Origin of the sequence: Bradyrhizobium sp. in8p8, assembly GCF_000426845.1 — a bacterium.
Classification (GTDB): Bacteria; Pseudomonadota; Alphaproteobacteria; order Rhizobiales; family Xanthobacteraceae; genus Bradyrhizobium; species Bradyrhizobium japonicum_C.
In genome coordinates this window covers 46,550-69,760 of record NZ_AUGD01000017.1, presented here as the reverse complement: position 1 = coordinate 69,760, position 23,211 = coordinate 46,550, and the positions used below count along the sequence as shown (strand labels likewise).

General features: G+C 60.1%; 22 protein-coding genes and 3 pseudogenes. 16 read left to right on the top strand and 9 right to left on the bottom strand.

What is annotated here, in order from left to right; genetic code table 11:
* Positions 1–4 precede the first annotated feature (4 nt).
* From K408_RS0130370 to K408_RS41395, 13 genes and pseudogenes are all read left to right on the top strand, one after another.
* Positions 5–418 (top strand): Zn-ribbon domain-containing OB-fold protein, encoded by a 414-nt coding sequence (locus tag K408_RS0130370; protein WP_024342793.1) that lies wholly within the window; start codon positions 5–7, stop codon positions 416–418.
* Positions 415–1,557, top strand: coding sequence for an acyl-CoA dehydrogenase family protein (locus K408_RS0130365; protein WP_024342794.1), 1,143 nt, complete (start codon positions 415–417; stop codon positions 1,555–1,557). The genes K408_RS0130370 and K408_RS0130365 overlap by 4 nt, the downstream gene beginning before the upstream one ends.
* The gene (locus K408_RS0130360; RefSeq protein WP_024342795.1) at positions 1,554–3,725 is read left to right on the top strand and encodes an acetate--CoA ligase family protein; all 2,172 of its coding nucleotides are present in this window, start codon (positions 1,554–1,556) and stop codon (positions 3,723–3,725) included. Before K408_RS0130365 ends, K408_RS0130360 begins: the two co-directional genes overlap by 4 nt.
* A gap of 1 nt (position 3,726) precedes the next feature.
* Entirely contained in the window at positions 3,727–4,899 is a 1,173-nt protein-coding gene (locus K408_RS0130355) for a thiolase C-terminal domain-containing protein (RefSeq protein WP_024342796.1), read from the top strand.
* A gap of 13 nt (positions 4,900–4,912) precedes the next feature.
* The gene (locus tag K408_RS0130350; RefSeq protein ID WP_024342797.1) at positions 4,913–5,377 is read left to right on the top strand and encodes a MaoC/PaaZ C-terminal domain-containing protein; all 465 of its coding nucleotides are present in this window, start codon (positions 4,913–4,915) and stop codon (positions 5,375–5,377) included.
* A 49-nt stretch (positions 5,378–5,426) separates the two neighbouring features.
* Positions 5,427–6,587, top strand: coding sequence for an acyl-CoA dehydrogenase family protein (locus K408_RS0130345; RefSeq protein WP_028139125.1), 1,161 nt, complete (start codon positions 5,427–5,429; stop codon positions 6,585–6,587).
* A gap of 115 nt (positions 6,588–6,702) precedes the next feature.
* Positions 6,703–7,842 (top strand): ABC transporter substrate-binding protein, encoded by a 1,140-nt coding sequence (locus K408_RS0130340; RefSeq protein WP_049820494.1) that lies wholly within the window; start codon positions 6,703–6,705, stop codon positions 7,840–7,842.
* Positions 7,839–8,606, top strand: coding sequence for an ABC transporter ATP-binding protein (locus K408_RS0130335; RefSeq protein WP_049820495.1), 768 nt, complete (start codon positions 7,839–7,841; stop codon positions 8,604–8,606). Before K408_RS0130340 ends, K408_RS0130335 begins: the two co-directional genes overlap by 4 nt.
* Positions 8,599–9,303 carry an ABC transporter ATP-binding protein gene (locus tag K408_RS0130330; protein WP_024342801.1) on the top strand — a complete coding sequence of 235 codons (705 nt, stop codon included), beginning with the start codon at positions 8,599–8,601 and terminating at the stop codon, positions 9,301–9,303. The genes K408_RS0130335 and K408_RS0130330 overlap by 8 nt, the downstream gene beginning before the upstream one ends.
* Positions 9,266–10,168 carry a branched-chain amino acid ABC transporter permease gene (locus tag K408_RS0130325; protein ID WP_245265962.1) on the top strand — a complete coding sequence of 301 codons (903 nt, stop codon included), beginning with the start codon at positions 9,266–9,268 and terminating at the stop codon, positions 10,166–10,168. Before K408_RS0130330 ends, K408_RS0130325 begins: the two co-directional genes overlap by 38 nt.
* On the top strand, positions 10,165–11,142 hold the full coding sequence (locus K408_RS39220; protein ID WP_024342803.1) for a branched-chain amino acid ABC transporter permease: 978 nt from the start codon (positions 10,165–10,167) through the stop codon (positions 11,140–11,142). The genes K408_RS0130325 and K408_RS39220 overlap by 4 nt, the downstream gene beginning before the upstream one ends.
* 402 nt (positions 11,143–11,544) lie before the next feature.
* Positions 11,545–12,405 carry an NUDIX hydrolase gene (locus K408_RS41400; protein WP_245265963.1) on the top strand — a complete coding sequence of 287 codons (861 nt, stop codon included), beginning with the start codon at positions 11,545–11,547 and terminating at the stop codon, positions 12,403–12,405.
* Between the two features lie 188 nt (positions 12,406–12,593).
* Positions 12,594–12,913, top strand: a pseudogene (locus tag K408_RS41395) (IS256 family transposase); the annotation flags it as partial.
* A 750-nt stretch (positions 12,914–13,663) separates the two neighbouring features.
* On the opposite strand, the gene K408_RS39210 reads toward K408_RS41395, so the two are convergent.
* Positions 13,664–14,686, bottom strand: coding sequence for a CaiB/BaiF CoA transferase family protein (locus K408_RS39210; protein ID WP_283805297.1), 1,023 nt, complete (start codon positions 14,684–14,686; stop codon positions 13,664–13,666).
* Positions 14,687–15,263: 577 nt separating this feature from the next.
* On the opposite strand from K408_RS39210, the gene K408_RS41390 reads away from it, so the two are divergent.
* The 3 genes and pseudogenes from K408_RS41390 to K408_RS44415 form a co-directional block, all read left to right on the top strand.
* A complete protein-coding gene (locus K408_RS41390) occupies positions 15,264–15,563 on the top strand; it encodes an acyl-CoA dehydrogenase family protein (protein ID WP_283805298.1) in 300 nt (99 codons plus the stop codon).
* Positions 15,452–15,712 (top strand): acyl-CoA dehydrogenase family protein, encoded by a 261-nt coding sequence (locus tag K408_RS44000; protein ID WP_283805294.1) that lies wholly within the window; start codon positions 15,452–15,454, stop codon positions 15,710–15,712. Before K408_RS41390 ends, K408_RS44000 begins: the two co-directional genes overlap by 112 nt.
* A gap of 75 nt (positions 15,713–15,787) precedes the next feature.
* Positions 15,788–16,341, top strand: a pseudogene (locus tag K408_RS44415) (cytochrome P450); the annotation flags it as partial.
* A 105-nt stretch (positions 16,342–16,446) separates the two neighbouring features.
* Here the strand turns inward: K408_RS44415 and K408_RS39200 are convergent.
* From K408_RS39200 to K408_RS43995, 8 genes and pseudogenes are all read right to left on the bottom strand, one after another.
* Positions 16,447–17,232, bottom strand: a complete 786-nt coding sequence (locus K408_RS39200; protein WP_349509774.1) for an ABC transporter substrate-binding protein — start codon at positions 17,230–17,232, stop codon at positions 16,447–16,449.
* Positions 17,123–17,590: an ABC transporter substrate-binding protein gene (locus K408_RS44170; RefSeq protein ID WP_210163725.1), complete on the bottom strand. Its 468-nt coding sequence runs from the start codon at positions 17,588–17,590 to the stop codon at positions 17,123–17,125. Before K408_RS44170 ends, K408_RS39200 begins: the two co-directional genes overlap by 110 nt.
* A gap of 46 nt (positions 17,591–17,636) precedes the next feature.
* A pseudogene (locus K408_RS39195) lies at positions 17,637–18,453 on the bottom strand (ABC transporter ATP-binding protein).
* A 7-nt stretch (positions 18,454–18,460) separates the two neighbouring features.
* Positions 18,461–19,534 carry a branched-chain amino acid ABC transporter permease gene (locus K408_RS0130275; RefSeq protein WP_024342808.1) on the bottom strand — a complete coding sequence of 358 codons (1,074 nt, stop codon included), beginning with the start codon at positions 19,532–19,534 and terminating at the stop codon, positions 18,461–18,463.
* 4 nt (positions 19,535–19,538) lie between these two features.
* Positions 19,539–19,739: an ABC transporter permease gene (locus K408_RS43635; protein WP_245265964.1), complete on the bottom strand. Its 201-nt coding sequence runs from the start codon at positions 19,737–19,739 to the stop codon at positions 19,539–19,541.
* The gene (locus tag K408_RS39190; protein ID WP_245265965.1) at positions 19,724–20,425 is read right to left on the bottom strand and encodes a branched-chain amino acid ABC transporter permease; all 702 of its coding nucleotides are present in this window, start codon (positions 20,423–20,425) and stop codon (positions 19,724–19,726) included. Before K408_RS39190 ends, K408_RS43635 begins: the two co-directional genes overlap by 16 nt.
* Before the next feature lie 2 nt (positions 20,426–20,427).
* A complete protein-coding gene (locus K408_RS0130265) occupies positions 20,428–22,353 on the bottom strand; it encodes an AMP-dependent synthetase/ligase (protein ID WP_024342809.1) in 1,926 nt (641 codons plus the stop codon).
* Entirely contained in the window at positions 22,340–22,915 is a 576-nt protein-coding gene (locus tag K408_RS43995) for an ABC transporter ATP-binding protein (RefSeq protein ID WP_283806492.1), read from the bottom strand. Before K408_RS43995 ends, K408_RS0130265 begins: the two co-directional genes overlap by 14 nt.
* Positions 22,916–23,211 lie beyond the last annotated feature (296 nt).

Below are 23,211 nucleotides of genomic sequence, written 5' to 3'. Positions count from 1 at the left end.
ATAAGTGGAAAAACAACTCCCGCTGCCGGTCGCTAACGCGGATTCCGCCGTCTACTGGAAGTCCGCGAATGAGGAGAAGCTCGTGATCCGGCGCTGCAATTCCTGCGGCGAAAAGCACTTCATGCCGCGATACCTGTGCCCCGTCTGCTGGTCCGACGATCTCGTATGGATCGAAGCGTCGGGTAAGGGAACGGTTCACAGCTTCACGGTCGTCCGGCGCGCGTCCTCGCCCGCGTTCGCTGGGCGCACTCCCTACGTTGTCGCGTTGATCGATCTGGCGGAGGGCCCTCGGATGATGACCAACATCGTCGGCAACGGTGCGCTGGAGGTCCGGGTCGGAGATGGCGTCAGACTCGAGTTTGAAGAGCGCGACGGCGCGAAGCTCCCGCAGTTTTCGTTGGAGAAGGTGCGGTCGTGAATTTCGAAGACAGTGACGAACAGAAACTGGTGCGCGAGACGACCGCGTCGTTCGTGAAACGCCATTGCAAACCGGCCGACGTCCGTCAATGGGACCGAACCGGACAGTTGCCCGAGCACGTCTACGCCGCCATGGCGGAAGCGGGTCTTCTGGCGATGATGGTGCCGTCGGCCTACGGCGGCGTCGGCTCCCCGATCGCCGATTGCGCCATCGCACTGGAGGAAATCGCCAGGCCGAGCGTGGATTTCGCGACGCGTCTCGCGTTGATCGGGTGGGGCGCGATGATCCTCGCCGATTTCGCGAGCGAGGAGATCAAGGCCGAAATCCTTCCGAAAGTCGTCAAAGGCGACACGAAGCTTTCCTTCAGCCTGACCGAGCCGGGTTCCGGATCGGATGCGGCGTCGCTCCAGACGCGGGCGCGCCGCGATGGCGATGATTACGTGATTACTGGCCAGAAGCTCTATTCGTCCGGAGCGCATGCGCCAAACAACATGATCGTTCTGGCCGCGCGGACGAACCCGGACGTCAAGAAGCATGCCGGCATCTCGCTTTTTCTCGTCCCTAACGATCTTCCGGGCATCACCATCAACCGGCTGGACGTCGTGGGCAGAAGGATTCTCGGGCTCTGCGAGATCTTTCTCGACGAGGTGCGACTTCCGAAACGGATGTTGATCGGCGAGGAAAACAGCGGCTGGTCCTACATCAACAAGCATCTGGAACGCGAACGCATTCTGCTCGCCGCGAACTATCTCGGCAACGCCCGGGCCGCAGTGGACGATGCGATCCGCTACGCCGGCGAGAGGAAGCAGTTTGGTAAGCCTATCGCCGAGTTTCAGGCGATCGCTCACATGCTATCCGATATGTCGACGGACGTGGAAGCGGCCAGATGGATCACGGCATCGACGGCCTGGCGGTACGACCAAGGGATGCCGTGCGTGAAGCAGGCTTGCATGGCCAAGCTGTTCGTCTCGGAGATGTTCGTGCGGGTGACCACGCAGGGCATGCAGATACTCGGCGGTGCCGGCTACACGCATGACCACGATATGCAGCGGTACTGGCGGGACGCGCGCAACGCGACGATCGGCGGAGGTACATCGCAAATCCAACGTAGCTTGATCGCTCGGGAGCTCGGACTGTGACGGAGATCAAGGGATACATCGAGAACAGGACGAAGCTCTTCGGTCGTAAGGAGCTCGAGCGCTTGATCAACCCCGCGAGCATCGCGGTCATCGGCGCTTCGGAATCGCCGGGCTCCTTCGGGGCGCGGACGATGGAGAATCTCGCGACTTTCGGCGGCAAGCTTCTTCCGATCAACCCGAAACGGGACGTGATCTTCGGCCACAAGGCCTACCCCACGATCGAGGATCTTCCGGAGGTACCGGATGCTGTCGTCATTTCGGTGCCGCAGGATCAGGTGACCGATCTTGTCAGACGGTGCGCAGCCAAGAGAATCAGCGGCGCGATCGTCTACTCGTCTGGTTTTGCGGAATTGGGCATCGCGGAGCGGACGGCTGCTCAACGCGAACTTGCGGAGATCGCGCAATCGACGGGCATCCGGATCATCGGCCCGAACTGCGTTGGCATCATCAACTTCGCCTCCAAAATCGGCATGCACTTCATGCCGAAATTCAACGAAATGCCGATCATCGCCGGCGGAATTGGTCTCGTCAGCCAGAGCGGGGGCCTCGGATACACCATTATCCAGGCCCTGCAGCGGGGTATCGGCTTCTCGCAATTTCTGTCGGCCGGAAATTCGAGCGATGTCGATATCTGCGACCTCATCAACTACCTGGTCGACGATCCGAGCACCGCAGTGATCGCATGTTTGTTCGAGGGAATTCGGGACGGTGGTCGCCTCATCGAAGCCGGCCGCCGAGCCTTCGCAGCGAGGAAACCACTCGTCATCTACAAGATGGGACATAGCGCAATCAGCAAGAAGGCGGCACTTTCCCACACCGGCACTTTGGCTGGCTCCAATGCGGCTTACGATGCGGCATTCCGCGAGATGGGGGCGATCGTCGTCGACAACTGGGAGGAGGTGCTCGAGACCGCCTGCTTCTTCGAGCGCGCAGGCGTTCCAAAGGGCCCCGGGGCGGGGGTCATGGCGAGCTCCGGAGGGGCCGCCGTCATCTCCGGAGACAAGGCCGAGGAGTTTGGTGTCGCGATGCCTGCGCCTCAGTACCATACCGTGGCGCGGCTGTCGAAGCTGGTGCCGGATTTCGGTTCGGTATCGAACCCGACGGACATGACCGCTGAGACACTCAAGAGCTTCGATCTGTACAGCGCCTGCATCAAGGCGTTCGCCGATGATCCGAGTTACGGCGTTGTGGTCGTGCCTATGCTTTCGGCGCAGAAGCCGATCACGACCGAGAGAGCTATTCATCTTGATCGGCTCGCAGCCGAACTCTCCAAACCGATCTGCCTCGTCTGGTTCAACGAATGGCTGGAGGGGCCGGGCAGCGAAATCTACGACAAGAGCCGGAAGATCTCGATGTTCAGGTCGATGGGCCGCTGCATGAAGGCAATAAGGTCGTGGTTCGATTATTACGACAAGGCGGACCGGAAGGCCAGGGCGGAGAAGAGTCTGTCCGACTCCAAAGCACGTGATGCGGCCCTTGCCGAGCTCGCGACGATCCGCGCGGGTGGCGTTCTCAGCGAAGCACAATCGAAAAGGCTGCTCACATCCTACGGTGTTTCGGTCAACCGCGAGGCCTTGTCCATGACCGCCGATGAAGCCGTCGCACATGCAGAGGCCATCGGATACCCCGTCGTCCTCAAGGCGGACTCGGCGGACATTCCGCACAAGACCGAGGCTGGCGTCGTCCGGTTGAACGTCAGCGACGCAGATGGGGTGCGGAAGGCATATCGGGAAATCGAACAGGCGGCCGGGCGGCTGGACGGTCCGGTCACCGTCAACGGCATTGTCGTTCAGGAAATGGTTGCGGGCGGCACCGAGATGATGGTCGGCGCTTCGGTCGACCCTCAGTTCGGGCCGCTGATCACGTGTGGCTTCGGCGGAACGGCCATCGAACTGCTCGCGGACGTGCAGACCCGGCGTGCTCCCGTCAACGTCTCGGAAGCGACCGACATGCTGCGTTCACTGCGAGGCAGCCGCCTGTTATTCGGCTACCGCAACCAGGCGGCCGCTGACATCAAGGGGCTCGCCGAGATCGTGAGCCGAATCTCCGTGTTGGTCAGCGATCTGCGCCAGGAGATCGTTGAATTGGACGTCAATCCCGTCAAGATTTCGGCCAATCGTGCCGTAGCCGTCGACGCTCTGATCGGGCTAGGCAGCAAGAGGAATTGAAATGAATAAATTGGCTTCTGGAAAGATCGCGATCGTCGGCGTTGGCGAATCCGACATTGGCAAGGTGCCCGGGATGACCGGGCTGGGCCTGAACGCCCAGGCGGCGAAGCGTGCGCTCGACGAAACAGGTCTCAAGGTGTCGGACATCGATGGTGTCCTGACGGCGTATTCCTTCACCGAACCCTACTTCATGTTGGGATCGGTGCTGTGCGAATATCTTGGCATCAAGCCCCGCTACAATGCGTCCATCGTCGTTGGCGGCGGATCCCCCGCCGTGATGCTGAAGCACGCGGCTGAGGCGATCCTTGCGGGCAGCGCGGAGACCATCCTGGTGTGCGCTGGCGAGAACCGCGCGACCGGTCAATCGCGCGACTCGGCGGTCTCGGCGCTCCTGGCGGTCGGACATCCCTATTTCGAGCAGCCCTACGGCGGATCGATTCCTGGATTCTACGCCATGATCGCGCAGCGCCACATGCACGTCTACGGCACGACGCGCGAACATCTCGCCAACATCGCGGTGAACACGCGCCGCCATGCCTTGCTTCACCCCAACGCGCACATGAAGAGCGCGATCACGGTCGAGGACGTGTTGTCGGCAAAGCCGATCGCCGATCCGCTCGGCATGCTCGACTGCTGCCTGATCTCCGATGCCGGCGGCGCGTTCATCGTGACCTCGGCCGAACGTGCGAAGGACCTCAAGTCGAAGCCGGCCTATCTCCTCGGCATCGGCGAGCACCACACTCATGAACATCTGATGTGCGCTCCGAGCCTTACGGAGTTTGGCGCAAAGCAGTCGGGTGAACGTGCTTACGCAATGGCCGGCGTAACACCGTCAGACATCGACGTTGCCCAACTCTACGACTGCTTCAGCATCGTGCCGCTGATCGAGCTGGAAGAGCTTGGCTTCTGCGAACCGGGAGAGGGCGGCTCCTTTTTCTCCGACGGCAGAGCATCGATCGGAGGCAAGCTGCCTATCAATACGCATGGCGGCATGTTGTCCCATGCCCACGCGGGAGCCGCTGGTGGACTTTTCGGCATCATTGAGGGTGTACGCCAGCTGCGCGGCGGACTCGGTGCCCGCCAGGTGAAAGACGCCGAACTCGCGCTGGTTCACAACGAGGGCGGCATCCTGTCCTCGCACTGCACACTCATTCTCGCGAACAAGCCGAACTAAAAAAGGAACACCCATGAGCATCCCCCGCCCGCGTGGACGCTACTTCGAGGACTTCGAGGTTGGCCAGGAATTCGAAAGCCCGGCGCGCACCGTGACGCAGACGGACATCATCAATTTCGCTTGCCTTTCGGGCGACTTCAATGAAGTTCATACGAATTTCGAATATTGCAAAACGACGCAATTCGGAGAGCCGATTGCGCATGGCCCGCTGGTCTACGCGATCATGGGCGGCCTGCAATACGCGAGCGGAATCAACGATGGTACGCTGCTGGCGTTGCTGCAAATCGACAAGTGGCGCCTTCTTGATGCCGTCAAGCACGGCGATACGATCCGTCTGCGCTCCAAGGTCGTCGACAAGAAGGAGAGTAGCAAGTCGGACCGCGGCGTCATCACCTTCAAGCGAGAATGCGTGCGGCATGACGGACGTGTCGTCCAGGAGATGCAAGCCACGCTGCTCTATCGGCGCCGGCCGAAATGACCGGTGGCAGGTCGCTCAATTCCCGCACGAAAGCATGCAGGTAGCGCAGATGCATCTGTTCGATAACAACGAAGAGTTCGACCTCACCGACGATCAGCTGCAGGTGCGCGCGAGCGTGCTCCAGCTTTTGCGGGAAAAGCTGCCGCCATGGAAGGTCGCGGAACTCGACGACAAGAGCGAATTCCCATTCGACGCTTACGCCGCTCTTGCTGAGGCCGGGTGGCTTGGGTTGCCTCATGACGAGCAGTACGGGGGGGCAGGCGGCAGTTATATGGATCTGGCCGTCCTGATCGAAGCGATCGCCTATCACAATGCCCAGATGGCTTCGGCTTACCTGACTACAGTCGTCTATGGCGGAATGCATCTGAAGTTCGGAGCCAGCGAGCAGTTGCGGGCGTCCATGTTACCGCAGCTCATCGCCGGGAAGCTGAAGTTGGCGTTCTGCCTGACGGAGCCGGACACAGGATCCGACGCCAGCAGTATCCGGACGAAGGCGGTTGCGAAGGGGGACGACTGGATCATCGATGGCCAGAAAGTCTACATCACTTGCGCTCACGTCGCCGGCTATCTGGTCGTTGCAACAAAGACGGACCCGGAGGCAAGGCACAAGGGCATGACGCTCTTTCTCGTCGACGCCAAGGCGAAAGGTGTGACCATCCGCCCGCTGCGGGGGCTCGGCAGGCGCATGATCCACACCAACGAGGTGTTCTTCGACGGCGTCAAGGTTCCCGCAACCCACGTTCTGGGCGGGGTCAATGGCGGATGGAAGAACATCATGCGCGGTTTGAATGTCGAGCGGCTGCTCCTGTCGGCCGCGGCAAGCGGGAATTGCTACAGGATACTGGAATCTGCGATCGATTTCGCCCGACGGCGCAAGCAGTTCGGCAAACCGATCACTGAATATCAGGCCATCAGCCACAAGATCTCGGACATACGCAGCATGGCCGAGATATCGCGTGTCATGACCTATCGGCTCGCTTCTCTCATGGACAGAGGCGTTGCACCGAGCACCGCGGCGGCCGTCACGAAGATTTTCGCCACGGAGAGCAATTCCAAATGCGCTGACACCGGCATCCAGATCATGGGCGGCGCGGGATTGATGATGAACTCGGAGATGCAGATGTATTTTCGGGATTCCAGGGTCGGCACAATCGGCGGAGGAACGAGCGAGATCCTTCGAAACGTCATCGCCAAATCGATGCTCTCTTAAGAGGACCGGAACAATGCGTGGATTCTCTCGACGAACCTTCTTGGCCGGGACGGGGGTACTTGCCGTCGGAGTACGCTCCGCACGTGCGCAAAGCGACCGTGTTGTTCGTGTGGGAATGATCCTTCCGATCAGCGGCAATCTGGCCCAATATGCTGCGAACATGTTCCCGCCATTCCGCTACGTGATCGACAAGGTCAACGCGGAGGGGGGCATCAAAAGCATGGGGGGGGCCAAGATCGAGCTTGTCGTCGCCGACAACGCGAGCGGCAGCGCCGGCACTGCGAGCGAGGCCCGACGTTTGATCGAGCAGGAGAAGGTGTCTTTCATTGCCGGACCGCTGGTGACGAGCGAAATGCTCGCATTGGTTCCGGTTCTCGACGAACTGAAGGTTCCTGCGCTTTCCTTCACCAGCGGCGATAGCCGATCTAAATATTTGTTCTCGATCGGGTTTACCTACGAAAAGGGATACGCCGCTCCGCCAATCGAGTTCTTGAACTATCTCATTAAAGAAAAGCGACGAAGTATCCGGTCGGTGGCCCTCGTTTACTCGAATTACGAAGCTGGCCAGCAGATCGCCAATTTCCAGGAAAAGATGGTGACAGCCGCGGGCCTCACCGTGGCGGCGCGCATCCCGGTCGACCGTACGGCTCAAGACCAGACATCCACGATACTTCGTATCAAGTCAGCGAAACCCGATGCCGTAGTTGGCCTGGTGCTGACACGGGAAGGCGTCTTGCTGCATCAGGCGCGGGCCAACTTGCGATACAACGAAGCGACGTTCGTCGGCTGCGGCGCCGGATATGCGGACGTCACGCTTTGGAACGAGCTTGGTGCAAAATTGGCCGAGCAGGTCCTCACGCGTAACCTCTTCGCCACGACGGGGTTTGTCGTGGGTATCGACCAGCCAGGGGCGAAACAGATCGTTTCCGAATTACAGCGGCAGATCAACGAAAAGAAGATGCAGGGCCCCATCGGGCACTACCAGGTCTGGGCGGCGCAAGCGGCCAGATTGGTGCAGGCAGCGTTCGAGCTTGCTGGAAATAACGACCGCGAAGCGCTCAGAGGCGCGTTCGAGAAGGTCCGGATCGGGCGCAGCGATCCTTTCTTGTATTTGCCGCGGCCTGAGCTTGCCTTCGGCGAGGACAACTGCCTTACAGACCAGACTGCGCTTGCGCTGCAGTGGCAGCCGGACGGCAGCCAACAGGCGTTGTGGCCTGCGGAGTTTTCGCGCGGGGAGCCGAGGTCGTATCAATGAGGCTGGGTCCCGGGCCTGCGGCGCCGATTGATGCTAAAAGACCGGGCGCTTTGCTGGAGGTCAGACATCTTACGAAGCGTTTCGGAGGCGTTATCGCCGTCAATGACGTCTCGTTCGTTCTGCCCCGCAACGAAATACTGGCCGTCGTTGGACCGAACGGTGCGGGAAAGACGACGTTGTTCGGACTGATCTGCGGTTTTCTGCGCAACGACCAGGGAAAGGTGCAGTTCGATGGGCGTGACGTCACTGGTCTTCCGCCGCACGTGATCGCGAAGCTTGGAATGGTTCGTAGTTTCCAGATCGTCCAAATGTTTCCGGACCTGACGGTGCACGAAACGGTCGTCGCGGCGGCGATGCTCCATCACGCTTTGCCCGCCGCGCGCCGCCTTGCCGACGAGATTCTCGAAGAGCTGGACCTGGCGGAAAAGCGAAAGGAACTCGCTTCGTCTTTACCTATTCAGAGCCGAAAGCGCCTCGAACTGGCGAAGTGCGTGGCTACCGACCCAAAGCTTATCATCCTGGACGAAGTAATGGCGGGCCTGACGCTTGTGGAGGCGGAAGTGCCGATCGCGGCCATTCGCAAGCTGCGCGACCGCGGCATCACCTTCCTCATGGTCGAGCACGTGATGCCCGTCGTGATGCGGCTTGCAGATAGAATGCTCGTCCTTAACTTCGGCGAGCTGATAATGCAAGGGACGCCGGAGGAGGTCATGTCGCATCCCGACGTGCAGGATGCTTATTTGGGAGCGGCGTTGGATGCTTGAAATCGAAGGCGCGAGTGCCGGATACGGCGACCTCGATATCTTGCGCGGGGTGTCGCTGAAGATTGCCAAGGGCGAGATCGTGGGTCTTCTCGGCGCGAACAATGCCGGAAAGTCGACCCTCGTCAATTGCATCAGCAGGATCGTTCCGTGGAGGGGCGGAAAGTGCGTTTTTGAGGGAAGCGACATCTCGCGACTGCATGCGCACGAAGTCACCGAGCGCGGCATCAGCCAGGTTCCCGAGGGTCGACAATTGTTTCCGGAAATGACCGTCTGGGAGAATCTCGCTCTCGGTGCTTACACCCGCAAGGCGCGCCTCGAACGTTCACGCAAGCTAGAATTTGTCCTCGACCTCTTTCCCAGGCTATCCGAACGGCGCGTGCAAGCCGCTGGAACTCTCTCGGGCGGCGAGCAGCAGATGCTTGCGATCGGAAGGGCGCTCATGTCCGGACCGAAGCTGCTCATCTTGGATGAGCCGTCGCTCGGTCTTTCTCCAAAGTTTGTGCTTACGATCTTCGAGGCGTTGACGGCTATGCACCGCGAAGGACTGACGATCCTGCTGGTGGAGCAAAATCTGAACCTGACGCTACAGAACGTGCAGCGCTGCTACGTCCTCGAACGCGGCGAAATCGTCATCTCCGGACGAAGCGAGGATATGCAGGATGATCCCGCCGTCAAGCGGGCTTATTTGGGGACTTGAAATGGAGATATTATACCAGGGGGTGATCCAAGGCGTGCTCATCGGTAGCACGTACGGACTGATCGCCCTCAGCATGGGGCTGATCTACGGCGTGAGCGGCATCACGAATTTCGCGCAGGGCGACCTGATGGTCCTCTGCATGTTCATGACGCTGACGCTGTCAACCCTTCTGAACTTAGACCCGTACGTCTCGATTCTGATTACGATGCCGGTCATCATCGCCGTAACGGCCGTCGTATATCGATACCTGATCCAGCCGATCAGTTCCCAGCAATTGATGGTCATCCAACTCACGCTCGGCTTGATGTTTGTCATCCAAAACGGGATCTTGATGGTCTACGGCGGTAACTTCCAAAGAGTTCCGTCCGTACTTGATGGTGACGTCTTGGTGATCGGCGATTTCGCTGTTGTACAGACGTCGCTGCTCATTTCCTTCGTTGCGACATGGGGGCTCGCCGGCGTCCTCTTCTGGACGCTCGGGTATACCGACTTCGGCCGAAGCGTACGGGCGGTGCACCAGAACGCGAAAGCCGCGGCATTGGTCGGCGTCGACGTGCGACGGACGCAACTCATCGTGGTATCGCTAAGTGCGGCGATCCTTGCTGTGTCCGCATCGCTCCTCGTCGCCGGAAGGCCGATTCATCCGGGCGAGGGTCTTCACTATACCGTGGTCGCGTTGATGCCGTTCGTGCTCGGCGGCATGAACAATCTCCTTAGCATCCTCGTCAGCGGCATCATCATCGGCGTGGCCGAGACGCTCGGGAACGTCTACTTGAACGGGCCACTGGGATTCGCCGTACCTTACGCGGTATTCATCGCCATTCTCATCTTCCGGCCCCAAGGGCTTTTCGGATCGCGATCATGAAGTTCGCCAAGGTCACGAAGGCCGCGATCACTGCGTCTACCATCGTCATCGTGGGAGCGGCAATCATGGCGCTCCCCGGCTACTACGGCGGAATCGCCACCAAAACGTTGATCTATATCGGGCTCGCTTCTGCCTGGAACATCGTTGGTGGCATTGGGGGGCAACTATCGCTGGGCCACAGCGTTTTCATTGGTCTTGGCGCGCTCCTTCCGGCCGCGATGTTGCTTAAACTGTCCGTTCCGTGGTGGATAGGTGTGCTATGCGCGGCTGCAATGTCTGGTGCGATAGGCGCGGCGATTTCCTGGATCACGTTCAGATTTCGGCTTGGGCATCTGTATTTTGCTCTGGTGACGCTTGCGATCGGCGAGTTGGGACGCATCATCGTGATTGGCACGGAGTTTCTCGGAGGCGCCTCGGGACTGCTCGTTCAATACAGGCCGATGTCCGCATCCGGACTGCAGCTTTCAGTCGCAAACCAAAATGTCCTCCTTGCGCTTTGCTTCATGGCCTTAGCTCTCGCGACAAGTTACGCGATCCTCCACTCCAAGCTAGGCTATCGCCTGCGAGCGCTAAAAGGGAACGAAAACGCTGCGCAAGCCATCGGAATAGACCTTTTCCGATCGAAGGCGACCGCGATGGTGATCAGCGCAGTTCTCAGTTCATTGGGCGGTTCGGTCCTCGCTCGCTACGACGGATTCGTTGATCCCGAAGTCGTAGCGTCACCTATATTGATTATATCCATAGCGCTATTCACGGTGGTCGGCGGCGCGGGCAGGCTGTGGGGGCCCGTACTTGGGGTCGGATTGTTGTTTCCGCTAGGAGAGATCCTCCGCGGGAACTTGGCCAACAATCTCCCTGGTTTGCATCTTGTTTTGTTCGGCGTCATTCTCGTCGCCGTCATTCGCCTCATGCCCTCAGGCATAACTGGGTGGTTCGCGAGTCGGTTCCGATCCGCGTGCCGTCAAATAACTTAAACAAGTTTCTGCGACCTGAATTGGTATGTCTTAGTTAGGCGAGGTCCGTTGAAAGGGTGGCTTGGCGCCTCGCGCCCCAGCCCCGTTGGATCGTGAGTGAACTAGTGGGCTTTTGTCGTGGCAATGGTGCCGTAGCAGGAGTGGTTGGAAAATGAAGGCGGCGTAATCTCCAGCTTGATCCAACAGGCGATTTCGGCGTTTCAGCGTCGGAGGAGATCACGCCATGACGAAGATTATCACGATCGCCGGCCTCCCGAAGTCCGAAATCGATAGCTACGAACAGGTAGGTGAAATTTGTATTCATCTATTGCACTGCTTAAGCGCTTCGCCAGTTTTGCTGAAGAAGTATTTCTGACGCACATCGTGTAGACCGAACTTAGAATTTAACATTCGAGGATCCGCATGACTGGACAGATCAAACCTCGTTCTGCTGCAACGCTGATGCTTGCTCGTGATAGCGCTGAAGGCATTGAGCTATTTATGGTCGTTCGGCATCATGAGATTGAATTCGCATCTGGCGCCTTAGTCTTTCCCGGTGGTTCCGTAAGTCAGTTGGACTTTGATCCGCGGTGGCGCAAGCTGGCCGAAGGTGTGACCGGGGTTGACGACGAGATGCTTGGTCTCATGGCGGCAGCGGCTCGTGAAGCTTTTGAAGAATGTGGCGTTCTTTTCGCTCGCGAGTACCGCGGTGGTCCCTTGGTTGATGGTGCGCGAGCAGAAACGTTGGGTATCGCTTATCGTCAGGCCATCGAGGCCGGGACACTTGGCTTTGCTGACATGATCGAGCGGGAATATTTGATCGCGGCCTTCGATCAGCTTGTGCACTTTGCCCACTGGATTACGCCGCCGCATATGCCAAAGCGTTTCGACACCTATTTTTTTCTCGCTCAAGCTCCGATTGATCATGTTTTACGGCACGACGGTCACGAAGCCGTCGACTCTACATGGATCACCCCAGCTCAAGCACGCAACGACGCCGACGCACAAAGGCGAACGGTACTTTTCCCGACACTATTGAATCTCGAGAAGTTGGGACGTCATGACTCGGTGATGCAGGCACTTGCAGCTGCCCGGGATGAAACCGTCGTGACAGTCAGGCCTGAAGTGCAAACATCTCCAGGAGGTAGGATACTTCGAATTCCAATTGAGGCAGGCTATGGCGCGGAAGAATTTTTGGTTGTTGGTGAGCCAGGTCAGAACGCGCGTGTCGTCAAGCTAGATGTCGCAAGTGATGCCGGAGGCGCTGGAAAACAGTCTTCTTAGCACGGCCGTTACGTCAAAAAGTGATCTTCTCACGAATTGATGACCAACAGAGGCCCAAGTGACATTCGTTGCATCTTCGAACAAGACATCTGGAATTGGGGGATGTCCCGGGTTCTGTTGAGTTTCTGAAGAGGTCGGCGTTGCCCACCTTGAGCCGGTAGGCTCGGGGCGCTGATTCGGGCAACGCCATGACAAGGGATATCACCCCGGCTGGTTCGCCGGCGCCGGGGCTGTGGACGAAGCGTTTGGGGAAGTGCGGGCGAGCGTCGATCGGTTCTGTCTTGCGGCAGGGATCGAGTGTTCGGCACGATGATGGAGGCGGAAGTGACGGCGGCCTGCAGGCCGTCGCCGCGGGCGCGATGCGGCGCGGCGGGCGCACCGTTGGGGCCGAACGTGGGACCGGATCGGTTTCCACGGCGGCAAGATCGAGGTCGAGCGCCCGCGGGTCCGGAGCATGGAGGGCCGCGAGGTCACGATCCCGAGTTGGGAAACGGCGGCGCAGGAGGACTGAGTCGGTCGCTGGGCGATGAACCTGATGCTGATCAATGTGTCGACGCGCCGGACTAGGCCGCGGAAATCCCACCGTTCACGCTCACTGCTTGTCCGGTGATTTTCGAAGCATACGGGCTCGAAAGGAGTACCGCGAGCGGAGCGACGTCTTTTGGCGTTGGGAGACCTGACAGCGAGGATGATGGTCTCCGGGCAATGCTGCTGCAACTCCACCATCAAGCCGCGAACTACGGTCCCGAACTTTCGGGTCGACAAAATGCTGGTGGCTAGGGCGAAGCTCTCGTTGCCGAGCGTGTAGCGGCCATTGGTATGGGTCAGGAAGTTGTCGGCCACCATCGGACGCAACAACGTCAACAAAATGCTCTTGGGCGAACCGAGACGGCTTGAAAGCTCGGCGAGCGACAATCCGTCGTGGGAATGTGCGACCGCGTCAAAAATCGCGAGCATGCACTTCAGCGATCTCGGTCCGGCGCTCGCCGCTTTATCACGCACAACGGTACCCCGCATTTCTGTGGCTTCCGTCGGACGTTTCAGCACCAGTGATCCTCGACTGCAGCTGGACCACTTCAATTTCTCCGAGCCGCCTGTGCGGGTGCTCGCACATAGGATGCACGCAATGGACGAAGATCGGACGGCGTGCAAGTAAAATCGCCGAAGCCGCGCGTGTCTGAGCAGTTGGTCTTGATGTCGCGCTGATATTGCGGGCCCCTGATCAAAGCAGATGTGCTCCTCAGGAGATAAGGAGCGATTACGCTCCGGTCTGCGTCGTTAATTCGTTGAGAATTTCCTCGGTGTGTTCTCCGAGGCGGGGTGGCTTGCGATGAAGCGACGCCGCGGTTCGAGAGAAGCTTGCCAGCGGAGCCATCGATACCGTTCGTCCCGCGGCCGGATGATCCAGCCGCCGGAAGAAGTGTCCCTCCGCGAGATCTCCGTTTGTGAAGATGGACTGGAAATCGTTCACCGGCCCGTTTGGAATGTCGGCGATATTTAGCTGCTCCTGCCATTCAGCCGTGGTTCGAGTCTTTATCGGCTCGACAACAATACCGTACAATTCGTCGATGTTTCGCACACGATCTTCCAGGTGAAGGAAGCGAGGATCCTTTGCGAGTTCCGGCCGCTCTATGGCCGCAAACAACCGTGACCATTGGTCGTCGGTGACAGCGAGAAGCGATATATAGCCGTCCGACGTCTTGTAGGGTCGACGGTGAGGCGTCAGCATGCGACTGTAGCCGAGGCCGAGGTCGGGCCGGTCGATCACGCCGCCCCAAAGATGTTCGATCATGTTAAAGCCGACCATGGCGTCCATCACGGCAACATGGACTTCCTGGCCGACGCCTGTGCGCTCGCGTGCAAACAACGCCACGCCGATGCTGGAGGCGAGAATGTAGCCGCAGAGCTTGTCGCAGATGATCGTCGGGAAATAGCGCGGCATGCCATCCACGACGTTCATCGCGGCGATTCCGGAGGCAGCCTGGATCACGTCGTCGAACGCCGGCCAATCTCGCCGCGAGCTGTCGTTGCGATAACCCCCGGCGGACGCATAGACCAGCCGCGGATTTTCCTTGCCAAGCTCTTGATAGCTGATGCCTAGCCGTTCCGCGGCGCTCGGACGCATCGAGTGAACGAACACGTCCGCCGTCATGACTAGGCTCATCAGGGTTGCGCGATCCGCCGACTTCTTCAGATCGAGCACGATGGACCGCTTGTTACAGTTCATGTTCAGGAAGAACCCGCCCATTCCTTCGCTCGGTACCGGGCCGACCTTCCTCATGTTCCTAGTCCGCACCAGGCCGCGGTTCGGCCGGTTCTTGCTGCGCCGAGCCTCGATCACCTCGCATTCGACGTGGATCGTGTCGCCTGCGATCACCGGACCCTTGACGTTGAATTCCATTTGCAGGAACGCAAGCCGGTGTGCTGCATCGAGGGCGACGGCGGCGCTGCGATCGTCGTCAGCGCTCCTCAATGGTGATAGGTTTCGTCATCATCGCGTTGGCATTCAGGACTGCGTTGTGGCGGTCGAGACGGCGATCTCCCCAAGTTGGCGGCTTGTCATAGAGTTCCATGTGCCGCCGAGCCATCGAGGCATAGAGCTGCGCCGGCGCGATTGCCGTAGCGGAGCTCGACGGCAATAGGGTCAGTGGCCGTTTGACCGGAGTACTCGACGCGGGAGCGCATCTCACGTCATCGTGTTTCTACCCGACGGTCGGGCAGCTCTTGTTGATGCTGGAGAGACGGGAGTGACCGTTGATGTACGCGCAAGCCTCGATCGCACCCGGCCCATTACGAATTACGCACTCAATGAGGCCAGAGTGATCATTCTGGATGCCGCTGCCGACGCCTGCCGAGCAATGTCTGGCGTGATTGATGCGGGAAGAGTTTTCCTCGCGGCAGATTCGCTGGGAGCAGCGCAGTCCATGTTAGATCGAGCGCTCGAGTACTCGAAAGCGAGGGTTCAGTTTAATCGCGCCATCGGTTTTTTTCAGGCTGTCAAGCATACGTTCGCGGATCTGGCGACACTATGGAGCCCTGTCGAGCATTGGTTTGGTACGCGGCACATGCGCAAGATGCACAGCCCGAGGAAGCACGGATTATGGCCTTGCAGGCGAAAGCCCATGTGGGCGAGGTCTTCAGAGAGGTCGCACGCCTGACAACAGAAGTGCATGGAGGAATGGGCTTCGCTGACCTGCTTGGCTTGCATTATTGGTTCAAGCGCATAGCGTTTAACCGTCAGATACTGGGATCGCCCGAGTATTGTCGGCAGGAGGCTGCGGCCGTGCAGGGTTGGCTGATCGCGTGAATGGGAATGCGGCGACTGCTCCGGCGTCGCTCGCTAGGCCGCAAGTCATCTTTGAACGCTTGTTGGGGGGCAGAATTGAGTATCCGTCCGCCTGTCGAGGATTGGGCAACAGACTTCGATCACCTCGATCAACGATGGATCGAAGACCCCTTTCCGATCTGGGCCGAGTTGCGCAGCTCTTGTCCCGTTGCGCATACCAATCGGTTTCAGGGGGTATACTTGCCTACGCGCTACAAGGACATTCGGGAGGTCGCACATGACACGCAAGCTTTCTCCTCGCGCCGTCTGCAAGTACGCGCGACCCCGCCGCCCATAAAATCGCCGGCACCGCCCATCACCTCCGATCCCCCACACCATCGCCTGGCGCGGATTGTATTGCTGCCGCCTTTCGCTCCGGCAGCCATCGTGGTGCAACGGCGGCGATGCGCGCCATCCGAAGATCTCATCAGCTATCTTGTTGCTGCTCGTGTCGACGGGCAACCTCTTACGGACAATCACATTCTAGGAACGCTACGCCTGCTCCTCATTGCTGGCATTGACACTACAGGAGTGGGATCGGGGCTTGCTTATGGCATCTTGCCAAGACACCTGAAGACAGGCGCCGGCTGGCCGTCCCGGCAATGAGCCCACGCTCCAGTAGGGCGATCGCTTTGGTTCAGCTTTCCAGCAGTGGACCAGGGAGTGGTGCGATGAGATTTCATCGCAACACCGCATTTTCTTGGGACTATCTTGGCTTACTTGACTGCGTCCGACTTCGCGTAGTCAGCCGACTGAGTCTTCACCACGTTCCAAACGTCGTCAGTATAGGCTGCAATCCAGTCTGTCTGCGGCACCCACTTGCTGCCGTTCCACATCTCTATGCGGGTCTTGCCGCCGCCGCCATGATCCTTGGCGGTCACGGTCACCGGCGCGATCATGCCGTTCGCGTCGTAATCCTTGATACTTTCAAGGCCGTCCTTTATCTTCTCCGGCGTCAGCGGCCAGCCGTGCTTCTTAATAGCAAGACGCGCGCCTTCAACCGCGATCGACCAGAGCGCCAGGCCGGTGTTGTAGTAGACGTCGTCGAGATTTTTGCGGTCGCCGTTGCCTTTGCCCCTATCGTAGACTTCCTTAATGATCTTCTGCACCAAGGGATGGTTGGAGCCGCCGGCGACGTTGGTGCCGCGCTTAATTCCCTTAGCGGCCTCTGCGCCGATATTGTTGATGTCGACCTCGTTCATCCAGTTGACGGCGACGTACTTGTCGAGCGCAATGCCGTTACGCTTCATTTCACGCGAGGCGATCACGTGCATGTTTGACAGGCTCCAACTGACGATCCAGTCGGGTGCAAACCGGCGCATTTGGGTCCATGCTGAGGCTTGGTCATTGCCTGGCAAAGGATAGGGGAACAGTTGCAGATCGAAGCCTTCCTTAGCCGCCAGCGTCTTGATGATACCGATTGGTTCTTGTCCGAACGGATAATCGACGTAGAGGAACGCGATTTTGACTCCCTTCAGGTTGCCGCCGGATTTCTGCTTGATGTACTCGATGTCGTTGGCGGCTTGGCCCCAATAGGTCGGGCCGATCGGAGACCGGTGTCGACAGCGTATCGAACACCATCACGCCATCGCGCTTCAGCTTTTCGTAGCATTCGATGCCGCGCTGCGGCTCGTTGCCGTGGTCCTGTACCACCATCTCCACCGGGTGACCCTCGATGCCGCCTTGTGCGTTGAGGATATCCGCATAATCCTTGGCGGCCTGCGCCACCTGCGGCGTCACGAAGGTGTATGCCTTGGTAAGGTCGTAACAGAGCCCAAAACGCACGGCGTCGGCGGCTTTCGCCGATAGGATCGAGATCGCGCTCAAGGCGACACCGGCCGCAATCGATAGATATTTCATCTGGGTTCTCCCTTTGGTCGTTTGTTGTCTTATTCGCTGGTCGTAATCAGGTCAGCCAGCGTTTCCGCCGGCTGTAGTGCTTGATGGCGTGGAAACTCTTTCCCTTTGCGCCGCCGAGATAGAACTCCTGAATCCGGATTGCTCTTCAGCGCTTCCGCCGTGTCGTGCATGACGACACGACCGCTCTCGATCAAGTAGCCGTGCGAGACGATTTCGAGGGCTGCCACCGCATTCTGTTCGACCAGCAGCACCGAGAGACCTTCCTCGCGGTTGATGCGGCTGATGATTTGGAAGATTTCCGCAACCAAAAACGGCGCCAACCCGAGGCTGGGTTCGTCCAGCATCAGCAGTTTCGGCTGCGTCATCAGCGCTCGCCCGATCGCCAGCATCTGCTGCTCGCCACCCGATAGGTAACCGGCGGCGCTGGATCGCCGCTCGTGAAGCCGCGGGAAATAGCTGTAGACCATCTCCTTGTTGCGGGCCATGTCGGCCCGGCTCCGGATCGCGGAAGCCGCGATCAGGTTTTCCTCGGGTGTCAGATGCTCGAACACCCGCCGTCCCTCGAGCACGTGGGCGATGCCGAGTTGGACGCGTTGCTGCGGCGACAGCGTGCCGATATTGCGGTCGTGAAACTGGACTTCGCCGCGGCGGACCTCGCCGCGCTCGGCGACCAACAATCCGCTGATGGCCTTCAGCGTAGTGCTTTTGCCGGCGCCGTTGGCGCCGAGGAGCGCCACCATGCCGCCCTGGGGCACGTCGAGCGACACGCCCTTGATCGCCAGCGACACGTAGTCGTAGACAACCTCGATATTGTTGAGCGAAAGCACCTTCGAAGCAGTTGGGGTTGGGCTCGATGCGCTCATGGTGGCCCTATTTCTTCACGTAGCCGAACGGCCAGACCAGCAGATAGTCGCGCACGTTCTTGTAGATCTTGCCGAGGCCCAGCGGTTCGACCAGCAAGAAGCCGATGATCAGCGCGCCGTAGAGAGCCTGCGGCAGATGCGCCAGCGTCTCGATGCTGAGCGAAAAGCCGAAACGGATCGCCGCCCACGAGATCAGGCTGTTCATAGCGCCCGGCATCAGCAGAATGAAGGCAGCGCCGAAATAGCTGCCGATGATGCTGCCGAGCCCGCCGACGATCACCATGGCCAGCGCCTGGATCGAGACGTCGACAGAGAACTGTTCGGGCGTAACGGCGTGATAGAATGTGCCGATCAAGATCGCGCCGGTGACGCCGCCGATGAATGAGGACGTTGCAAAGGCGACCAGCTTGAAATAGAAGCTGTTGACGCCGATGACAGCCGCCGCGAAGTCCTTCTCCCGAACCGCGACCAACGCGCGGCCGAGCGCGGTGCGTCGCAGGTTCAGCATGAACGACGTCACCAGGATGCACCAGACGAACGCGACGTAATAGAGCCCGGCGTCCGAGGTTATGGGTTGGCCGAGCAGGCGGATGTCCGGCGCTTGCAGCGTCGCCTGCGTGCCGCCGCTGATGGCCGGAACATGCGAAATGGTCCAGTCCATCACGAACTGGAGGGCGAGGGTGCTGAGCGCCAGATACAGTCCCTTGACGCGCAGCGCGGCAAACGCAAAGCCGATGCCGATGATAGAGGCGGTCGCGCCGCCGATCAGGATCGCGATCTCCCAGGGGATGCCGGCCTTGTTGGCGTGAACCGTCGCATAGGCGCCGATGCCCATCACGGCGGCGTATCCGAGATGAAACTGCCCGGCCCAGCCGAGGATGAGATTGAGGCCGAGCGCGCCGGCAGTCCACACCAGCAAGGGCAGCAGATAGCTGCTGAGATAGAGCGAGTTCACGACGAACGGGGCGGCAAGGCCGATAATCAGCAGGATGCCGATCATCCAGCGGTCGGCCGCAATCGGAAACAGCGCGCGGTCGGCGGCATAATTGGTGTGGAAGACGCCGGCTTGCCTGAACAACATCGATTCAGATCCTCTCGATGTCGTGGCGGCCGTAGAGGCCGTGCGGGCGCAGCATGATGGTGAGGATCAGCATCGCGGCGTCGACGAGGTCGCGACTAGCGCCGCCCAGTATCGGATCGAGGAAACTGCTGGTCACGCCCTCGACGATGCCGAACAGCAGGCCTGCGAGCATCGCGCCGCCGATGCTGTCTAGTCCGCCGAGCACGCGACCGTCACGCCTTTCAGCAGCAGTTGCGCCAGCGACTGGTCGACGCCTTGCACCGAGGCCCACAGCACGCCGGCGATCGTGGCCACCACGGCGGACATCGCCCATGACAGCGCCACGCCGCGTTCGACGGAGATGCCGACCGACCAGGCAGCCGTGTAGTCGTCCGAGATCGCGCGGAGCACCACGCCCATCCGGGTCCGGAAGAACAAGGCGAACGCGCCAAACATCACGACGGCAACAGCGGCGCCGACGGCATAGGCGCGGTTGATCAGCATTGGCCCAAGGAACAGCGGATCGTCGCTGATGCCGATCGGCATCGGCCGCCCGGTGCCCCCCCAGATCGTCATCGAGCCGGCTCGGAGCAAAATCTCGAGCCCGAGCGTCATCATCAGGATCATCACGATCGGCCGGCCGGCGAGGCGCCGCAACGCGACCCGCTCGATGGCGATGCCGACGCCGAACATGGTGACGATGGCGAAAATGATCGAAAGCCAGATGGGCGCGCCGAACCGGCTCGCATAGGCGAGCACGATATAGGCGCCGAGCATCGTCATCGATCCCTGCGCCAGGTTCGGCACCGACGACGATTTGTAGATCAGCACGATGCCCATTGCGACCAGCGAATACATCAGGCCGACCAAGCTTCCGTTGACGGCCGACTCGGCCAGTAGCGCCCAATCCATCGTCAGGCCTCCTGCACCGAAAGCGTGCGCTCGATGACGCCGACTTCGCCGGACTCGTAGCTGACCTGCGCCTTCATCAGGACGCTCGTCTTTCGATCGTAGATCGCATCGATGATCGGTTTGTAACGCTCCTCGACGACGTTGCGGCGGATCTTGCGGGTGCGGGTCACTTCGCCATCATCCGGGTCGAATTCCTTATGCAGGCAGACGAACTGCTTGAGCTGCAATCCCTCCGGCAGGGTGCCGTTGACGTGCTTGACGGCAGAGCCGATCAGCTTGATCACCTCCGGCTTCTGCGAGAGATCAGCGCAAGACATATAGGAGATGCCGCGCAGTTCGGCCCACAGGCCGACCGCGTCCTTGTCGATACACACCAGCGTTGCCAGCGTATCGCGGTCGCGGCCGAGTACCGCTGCATCCTTGATGTAAGGGCTGAACTTCAGGCGGTTCTCGATGTAATTCGGAATGTATCGCTCGCCCTTGGCGGTATGCACGACATCAGACAGGCGGCCGAGCACGACGAGGTGACCGTCCGGCTCGACATAGCCGGCGTCGCCGGTATGCAGCCGGCCATCCTCGAGGCTCTCGCGTGTCGCCTGTTCCTGCTTGAAGTAGCCGCTGAACACGCTGCCGGAGCGGATCATGATCTCGCCGGACTCGCTGATCTTGACGTCGACACCGGGTAGCGGCCGCCCGACCGTGTGGAGCCGGACTTCGTCCAGTCCCTGGATCGCGTTGTACGCGCTGCTCTCGGTCTGGCCGTAGAGCTGGCGCAGCTTAATGCCGAGCGCGCGGTAGAAGATGAACGTGTCTTCGCCCATCGCTTCGCCGCCGGTGAAGGCGCCACGCAGCCGGGTGAGGCCGAACTGGTCCTTGATTGGGCCGGACACCAGCAACTCGCACAACGGGGCGAGCAGTTTCTGCTTCAGTGTCGGCTCCTTGCCCCCGAGCTTGCGTTTCTCGGCATTGATGGCGGACGTGATCAGCGCGTCGTAGATGCGACGCTTGAGCCAAGAGGAATCCTCGACGCGCACCTGAATGGTCGTTAGCAGGTTGTCCCAGCTGCGGGGAGCGGCGAGATAGAATGTCGGCGCGATCTCTCGCAGGTTCTGCAGCACGGTTTCCTGCCGCTCGGGAATATTGATGGTGAAGTGCAGCGGAATGCCGCCGCCCATCGTCATTGCGAAGTCGCCGATCCAGGCCATCGGTAGATAGGCGAGGATATCTTCACCAAAATCGAACGCCTTGCCCTGATAGGCGTTGCGGACGCCGGACAGCAGATTGCGATGCGAGAGTACCACGCCCTTCGGCTTGCCGGTGCTCCCCGACGAATGCACGAACACAGCGGGGCCATTAGGGCCCGCGCGCGCGATCAGCTCTGCCCGTGCGTCATTCGAGGCTGCAAGACGCTCTGCGCCCTTGGCCTGAACCCCATCCCATGAGATCAGCCCCGGGTTGGAATAGGAGGCGAGGCCGCGTGGGTCGTCATAGACGATGTGGTCGATCGCGGAGCCTTGCTCGCGCAGCTCCAGCGTCTTGTCGACCTGCTCCTGGTCTTCGGCGAGCACGAACCGCGCGCCGCCTTCATGGACGAAATGTTTGATCTCCTCGAGCGTGGCATCGGGATAGGCCGGCATCGCGTAGCCGCCGAGCGCGCCCGCGGCCAGCATGCCGGCGTAGAGGCGAGGGCGGTTATCGCCGAGCACCAGCATGACTTCGCCGGCCTTGAAGCCGAGTGCTTCCAGTCCCGCGGCATAGCGCAGCACGATGTCGCAAAACTCGCACCACGTCATCTCCTGCCAGATACCCCTACTTTTTTCTCGAACCGCTACGCGATCCGGAAAAACTTCGGCATTGCGAGCTAGCACGCGGATTAGCGTGGTATTTGTCTCGAAATTCCAGGCCGCGGTCTGGTCAGTGCGCGCCATGGGCGCCCCCGATATAGGCCTCGACCACCCGCGGGTCGGCGATGACGTCGGCAGGAATACCGCTGCCGATCATCGCTCCGTAATTCAGCGCCAGCATCCGGTCGCAGATGCCGGTGATGACGTCCATATGATGTTCGATCAACAGCACGGTGACGCCGCGCTCGTCGCGGGCATCGAGGATAAACCGCGCCATGTATTCCTTTTCTTCTTGGTTCATGCCGGCCATCGGCTCGTCCAGCACCAGGAAACTCGGCTCCGCGGCCAGCGCGCGCGCCAGTTCGACGCGCTTCTTGAGGCCGATCGGGATGACGTCGACGAGTTCGTCGCGCACGCCTTCAAGCTGCAGGAATTCGATGACTTCTTCCACTGCGGCGCGGTTCGCGGTCTCGTCACGGCGGCCGAGCCACCAGTACAGCGCGGTGCGCGCCACGCTCGGCTTCATGTGGATGTGACGGCCGAGCAGGATATTGTCGAGTACGCTCATGCCGTTGAACAGCGCGAGATTCTGGAAGGTGCGGGCGACACCGAGCGTTGCGATGTAATGCGGCGCAAGACCGGTGATGTCGCGGCCGTTGAGCAGGATGCGGCCGCGCTGCGGCGGATAGAAGCCCGTGATCGGCGTTGGTGAGGGTGGTCTTGCCGCACCCGTTCGGGCCGACCAGGCCGAAGATCTCGCCGCGTTCGATATGCATGTCGATACCGTTGAGCGCGACGATCCCGCCAAACCGTCGCTCGACGGATTGGCATTGCAATACCGGACCGGATGTCCCGCCAGCAAACGACAAACTGTCTCTCCAACGCGTTGTTATTTTTGGCTTAGTGGGTTCGAGACCCCGCCGATTTCTTGTCTGGCGAAGC

What these genes read in the sequence shown, in the direction of transcription:
- K408_RS0130355 (WP_024342796.1), top strand. Translation starts at nt 3,727, where the DNA reads ATGAATAAATTGGCTTCTGGAAAGATCGCGATCGTCGGCGTTGGCGAA.
- K408_RS0130350 (WP_024342797.1), top strand. Translation starts at nt 4,913, where the DNA reads ATGAGCATCCCCCGCCCGCGTGGACGCTACTTCGAGGACTTCGAGGTT.
- K408_RS0130345 (WP_028139125.1), top strand. Translation starts at nt 5,427, where the DNA reads ATGCATCTGTTCGATAACAACGAAGAGTTCGACCTCACCGACGATCAG.
- K408_RS0130340 (WP_049820494.1), top strand. Translation starts at nt 6,703, where the DNA reads ATGATCCTTCCGATCAGCGGCAATCTGGCCCAATATGCTGCGAACATG.
- K408_RS0130335 (WP_049820495.1), top strand. Translation starts at nt 7,839, where the DNA reads ATGAGGCTGGGTCCCGGGCCTGCGGCGCCGATTGATGCTAAAAGACCG.
- K408_RS0130330 (WP_024342801.1), top strand. Translation starts at nt 8,599, where the DNA reads ATGCTTGAAATCGAAGGCGCGAGTGCCGGATACGGCGACCTCGATATC.
- K408_RS0130325 (WP_245265962.1), top strand. Translation starts at nt 9,266, where the DNA reads ATGATCCCGCCGTCAAGCGGGCTTATTTGGGGACTTGAAATGGAGATA.
- K408_RS39220 (WP_024342803.1), top strand. Translation starts at nt 10,165, where the DNA reads ATGAAGTTCGCCAAGGTCACGAAGGCCGCGATCACTGCGTCTACCATC.
- K408_RS41400 (WP_245265963.1), top strand. Translation starts at nt 11,545, where the DNA reads ATGACTGGACAGATCAAACCTCGTTCTGCTGCAACGCTGATGCTTGCT.
- K408_RS39210 (WP_283805297.1), bottom strand. Translation starts at nt 14,686, where the DNA reads ATGAGGAAGGTCGGCCCGGTACCGAGCGAAGGAATGGGCGGGTTCTTC.
- K408_RS41390 (WP_283805298.1), top strand. Translation starts at nt 15,264, where the DNA reads ATGTCTGGCGTGATTGATGCGGGAAGAGTTTTCCTCGCGGCAGATTCG.
- K408_RS44170 (WP_210163725.1), bottom strand. Translation starts at nt 17,590, where the DNA reads ATGAAATATCTATCGATTGCGGCCGGTGTCGCCTTGAGCGCGATCTCG.
- K408_RS0130275 (WP_024342808.1), bottom strand. Translation starts at nt 19,534, where the DNA reads ATGTTGTTCAGGCAAGCCGGCGTCTTCCACACCAATTATGCCGCCGAC.
- K408_RS39190 (WP_245265965.1), bottom strand. Translation starts at nt 20,425, where the DNA reads ATGGATTGGGCGCTACTGGCCGAGTCGGCCGTCAACGGAAGCTTGGTC.
- K408_RS0130265 (WP_024342809.1), bottom strand. Translation starts at nt 22,353, where the DNA reads ATGGCGCGCACTGACCAGACCGCGGCCTGGAATTTCGAGACAAATACC.